The organism is Microbacterium sp., from assembly GCF_036566905.1.
GTDB lineage: Bacteria > Actinomycetota > Actinomycetes > Actinomycetales > Microbacteriaceae > Microbacterium.
Genome location: NZ_DATCVK010000141.1, coordinates 1 through 4,415 on the forward strand (window position 1 = coordinate 1; position 4,415 = coordinate 4,415).

Sequence of the window (4,415 nt, forward strand, 5' to 3'; positions counted from 1 at the left end):
GCTGCTCAGTTTGGCGGGCGTCGCGCCGTAGGCTAGAGTTACATGTCGGCACGGGGCTTCGGTTTCGGCCATTGGGGTATGGTGTAATTGGCAACACGGCGGTTTCTGGTACCGTTGTTCTTGGTTCGAGTCCAGGTACCCCAGCCAATTTTTTGTGAAGAAGGCCCGGTCATCCGGGCCTTCTTCGTTTTCCGGCACCGGTGATTCCGAGCGATCGGCCTGTGGACTGGACTTCCAAGGTGCGCTGCGATTCCATTGAGTGTCGGCACACATTTCGAGCCTCCTACCGGCTCGGCACGATCGTGAGACGCCGGCGGGGATTGGGTGAGCCATGGGTTCTGGGAACATGCGGAATCGTGACTTCCGGGAGACGCGCACGCCGCTCGGCGTCATCGGCGGCTTCTTGGGCCTCATCGCGGCGAGCGTCGGCGTGGCCATGCTCATCGTGGCGGGGGTGACGCCGGCGATCGCCACCGTCGGCATCGCGGCATCCGGAAGCATCAACATGTTCGAGAACCTCCCGGGATACCTCGAGATCGACGATCTCTCGGAGAAGAGCAACATCTATGCCACCGGCAGCGACGGGACCACGCATCTCCTCGCCTCGTTCTACGACCAGAACCGCGTCGAGGTCGGCTGGGACGCCATCAGCCAGTACGCGAAGGATGCCGCGATCGCCGGCGAAGACCCCAGGTTCTACGATCACGGCGGCGTCGACCTGCAGGGCACGATCCGAGCGGCGATGACGACCGCGACCGGCGGCAACACGCAGGGCGGCTCTTCGATCGCGCAGCAGTACGTCAAGAACATCCGCGTGCAGGAATGCGAGGCCGAGGCGCACATCACCGCCGTCGCCGACCTGACCGAGGAGGAGGTCGCCGCACTCACCTACGACGACCGGGCTGTGCTCGTCGATGCCGAGAAGAACAAGTGCTACGAAGCCGCGACCGAGTCCGACGGCAGCGCGGGCATCGAGCGCAAGCTGAAGGAGATGCGGCTCGCCATCGGCGTCGAGAAGCGGTACTCCAAGAGCGAGATCCTGCTCGGGTACCTGAACATCGCGGGCTTCGGCGGCACCGTCTACGGCATCGAAGCCGCAGCCAGCTACTACTTCTCGACGACCGCGGCGAACCTGACGCTCGCCCAGGCGGCGTCGCTCCTCGCGATCGTGAACAACCCGGTCGAGTTCCAGCTCGACAAGCCCGCCAGCGAGACGAACGGCGCTGCGAACGGCTACGCGAGGAACAAGGACCGTCGCGACTACATCCTCTTCCACATGCTCGACGAGAAGAAGATCACGCGCGAGGAGTACGACGCGGCGATCGCCACGCCCGTCGAGCCGCTCATCAAGGAGCCGAGCACCGGGTGCCAGACCGCCGGAGACTCCGCATACTTCTGCGACTACGTGAAGAACATCCTGCAGACGGATCCGGCGTTCGGCGACGACGAGGAGACGCGCATGCGCAACTTCCGGCGCGGCGGCTACGACGTCTACACGACGCTCGACCTCGACATGCAGAACGCCGCGGTGACGGCGCTGGCCGAGAACGTGCCGCAGACGTATCCGGGGTGGGACGTCGGCGGAGTGATCTCGAGTGTGCAGGTCGGCACCGGGCGCGTGCTCGCGATGGCCCAGAACAAGATCTACAGCCAGGACCCCGAGGTGCTCGCGATCGGTCCGCAGTACACGAGCGTCAACTACAACACCGACTACACGCAGGGCGGGTCGAGCGGATTCCAGCCGGGCTCGACCTACAAGGTCTTCACGCTCGCCCAATGGCTGAACGAGGGCCACCCCCTGAACGAGCGGGTCGACTCGAGGCCGAAGACGAACTGGGGCGTCTTCCAAGACAGCTGCAACGGGCCGATCAACACCAACAGCGAGAAGTGGAGCCCCAAGAACGACGCCAACGAGTCCGGCGGCAATTACTCGGCGCTCGAATCGACCATCGGCTCGATCAACACGGGCTTCATCGGCATGGCCAAGAAGCTCGACCTGTGCGGCATCCGCAAGACGGCCGAGGCGTTCGGCATGCACAGGGCCGACGGCGATCCCCTGCAGCAGGGGCCCTCGTCGGTGCTCGGAACGAACGAGGTCGCTCCGCTCAGCCTCGCCGTCGCGTTCGCCGGCATCGCGAACAATGGCGTGACCTGCACGCCGGTGGCGATCGATCGGATCGTCGACCGCGACGGCAACGATGTGCCGGTGCCGGCGTCGACGTGTACCCCCGCGGTCACACCAGACGTGGCCGCGGCGATGCACTACGCGATGCAGAGCGTGATGACGGGCGGTACCGCGACGGAATCGAACCGCAACGTGAATCCGCACGTGCCGCTGATCGGCAAGACCGGCACGACCGACGGCAACAAGGACACGTGGATGGCCGGCGCCAGCTCGAAGGTGGCGACCGTCGCGGGCGTCGTGAGCGTCTACGGCGATGCGAACCAGCGCGGCATCGGGGGCTTCGGCAACGGCACCGCCGCGACGGCACGACACCGCATGTGGCCCATGGTCATGTCGGTCGCGGCAGCGAAGTACGGCGGCGACGCATTCTCCGTCGTGGGTCCGAATCAGAGGGTCGCGCCCTCGGTCGGCCCGGTGCCGGGCACCGATTCCCCGGCTCCGGAACCTCAGGTGCAGGGACTCGACGAGGATTCCGGGGACGACTGGCCGGATCCCGGATCGGGCGACGGTGGCCCTGGCGATGACGGACGCCGGGGCGGCCCCGGTCGTGGAGACGACCGGGACCACTGACCGGCGACGGCCGGCTGCACCGCTCAGGCGGTGACCGACTCCCGTCGGGCGAATCGCACGCGGTGGGTGATCCACCCGGCGATCGCCGCCGCGCCGAGTCCCAGCGCGACGAGGATCCACGGCACCATGGTTGCGGGGGAGACCCCGGCCGCTCCAGTCGCGAGCGTCGCGCTTCCCTCGGCGACGAGGGCGTTGCCCTCGCTCAGCTCGGCGGTGCCGTCGGCGAGATCGGATGCTCCGCTCGCGAGCGTCTCGGATCCATCGGCGAGGGTTCCGGTGCCGTCGGCGAGATCGGATGCTCCGCGCGCGAGCGTGCTCGTGCCGGCGGCGAGGTTCGCCGCACCCGTGCCGAGTTCGCTCGCACCCGCCGACAGGTCGTTCGCGCCGGCGAGGAGGCGGTCGGCTCCCGATGACAGGCTCGTTGCACCGACTGCGACCTTCTGCGTGCCCGCCACCAGGTCATCGACGCCGAGGTCGAGGTCGAGAGTGCCGGCAGCGAGCCGAGAGCTGCCGGCGACGAGGTCTCCGGTCTTCGCGAACAGCTCGGCGGTGCCGCCGGCGAGCAGGCTGCTGCCCGCTGCGAGCACGAGCGTCTTGTCGGCGAGGGTCTTCGCGCCGACGGTGAGCGGTGCGATGTTCGTGTTGAGGGTCGAGGCTCCGTCGGAGACCGCATCGGCGCCGTCGGAGAGCCTCGTCGCACCCGGCGCAAGCGCGTTCACGCCGTCGTGCACGGTGGCCGCGCCGGTGTTGACGAGCGAGGCTCCGGCGGCAGCGTCACGCGCACCCTTTGCGAGTTCGGACGCACCCGCTGAGATCGTGGTAGCACTGCTCTCCAACGCCTCGAGCGAGCCGAGCAGTTCGACGGACGCGCCTGATTCCACGAGCTGCGTCCGAAGCGCGGAGATGTTCGCGGCGAGCGTGGCGTTGGCGGCCGCGATGTTCCCGACCCCGGTAGAGACGTTCGCCGTGCCGGTGGCGACAGCCGAGGCGCCCTCCTGGAGCGTCTTCGCGCCCGGGACGAGTGCGCCGAGTCCGGCCTCGATCGTGCCGGCCCCGACCTTCACCTCGAGTGCCCCAGCAGCCAGGAGGGGGGCCTTCTCGTTGATCTGGACCACACCGTCGCGGACCAGTGCAGCGCCGCCCGCGATGCCGCGTGCCCCCTCACTCAGGGTCAAGGACTTGCCGGCGATCTCCCCGTTCGCCGCGGAGACGAGCGACACGCCGCTCTGCACGTCGTTGGCACCGGCAGCGGCGCGCGTGATGCCGTCGGACAGCTTCACCGAGCCGGCAACCGCCTTGTCGGCACCGGCCGCGAGTTCAGCCGCGCCGGTCGCGCTCGTCGCCGCGCCGTCGGCCAGCGTCACCGCGCCGGTCGCTGCCTTCGCCGCGCCGACCCTGAGTCGTTCAGCGCCCTGGGCCGCCGAGCCGGCCCCAGCCGAGACCTTCTCGGCACCGGTCGCGGCAGCCGCTGCGCCCTCGCTCAGCTCGACGGAGCCGGCGGAGAGGTCCCCGGCACCTTCCGCGACCTGCTGCGAACCGTCGCTGACTTCGGTGGCGCCAGCCGAGAGCTCGGCGGAACCGCCCGCGATCTTGCTCGTGGTGAGCAGGAAGAGGGTCGTCATCGTTGCGAGCGCGAGGGCGAGCACGATGACGGCGATCT

Annotated in this window: 1 protein-coding gene, 1 tRNA gene and 1 pseudogene; 2 read left to right on the forward strand and 1 reads right to left on the reverse strand. The window is 68.6% G+C overall.

Features of this window, described 5'->3' with window-relative positions:
* Positions 1-72: 72 nt before the first annotated feature.
* Positions 73-147, forward strand: a tRNA-Gln gene (locus tag VIP82_RS10955).
* 199 nt (positions 148-346) lie between these two features.
* On the forward strand, positions 347-2,755 hold the full coding sequence (locus VIP82_RS10960; protein ID WP_331908456.1) for a transglycosylase domain-containing protein: 2,409 nt from the start codon (positions 347-349) through the stop codon (positions 2,753-2,755).
* Between the two features lie 23 nt (positions 2,756-2,778).
* Here VIP82_RS10960 and VIP82_RS10965 read toward each other — a convergent pair.
* Positions 2,779-4,415 (reverse strand): annotated as a pseudogene (locus VIP82_RS10965) (hypothetical protein); the annotation flags it as partial.